Annotated in this window: 1 protein-coding gene; it reads right to left on the bottom strand. The window is 69.1% G+C overall.

What is annotated here, in order from left to right:
- Positions 1 to 103: 103 nt before the first annotated feature.
- Positions 104 to 799: 3-methyl-2-oxobutanoate hydroxymethyltransferase (gene panB, locus CAY82_RS27370; protein WP_140399151.1), on the bottom strand; the 696-nt coding region annotated here is incomplete at its 5' end.

Raw genomic sequence — 799 nt, 5'->3', positions numbered from 1 at the left:
GAGAGCAACCTGGCCCCCGTAGTACAAGGGCCCCTGGTCGAGTTCGTCCAGGAGCCCTACGAGTACTGGTCGGAGCGTTCAGCCCTGCCTTGGATCTGAAGCGCTAGAAGGTGTGTTCGTCGGCCGGGAAGCTACCGGCGGTGACTTCGGCGGCGAAAGTGGTGGCGGCGTTGGTGAGGATGCCGCGCAGGTCGGCGTACTGCTTGACGAAGCGCGGCATCTGACCTGACCGCATCCCGGCCATGTCCTGCCAGACGAGCACCTGGGCGTCGGTGTCGCGGCCGGCGCCGATGCCGATCGTCGGGATCGAGATGCGCTTGGTGATCTCCGCGGAGACGTCGCCCGGCACCATCTCGAGGACCACCGAGAAGGCACCGGCCTCAGCCAGCGCGACCGCGTCGTCGATCAGCGCGGCCGCCTGGTCGCCGCGGCCTTGCACGCGGTAGCCGCCGATCGTGTGCTCGCTCTGCGGGGTGAAGCCGATGTGGGCCATCACCGGGATCCCGGACTGGGTCAGCTTCTCCACCGCCGGTACGACGGTCCGCCCGCCCTCCAGCTTCACCGCGTGCACGCCCGCCTCCTTCATGAACCGGACTGCGGTGTGGAAGGCCTGCTCGGGCGATGCCTGGTACGAACCGAACGGCAGGTCGGCGACGACCAGCGCTCGCTCGACGGCGCCCGCGACCGCCCGCGAAAGCGGGATCAGCTCGTCGACGGTGACGCGCAGAGTCGACTCGTAGCCGAAGACGTTGTTCGCGGCGGAGTCGCCGACCAGCAGCACCGGGATGCCGGCCTGGTC

Source organism: Pseudomonas sp. SID14000 (assembly GCF_002165135.1).
GTDB lineage: Bacteria > Pseudomonadota > Gammaproteobacteria > Pseudomonadales > Pseudomonadaceae > Aquipseudomonas.
The sequence above is the reverse complement of the archived record's forward strand: the minus strand, read 5'-3'. Positions and strand labels throughout refer to the sequence as shown.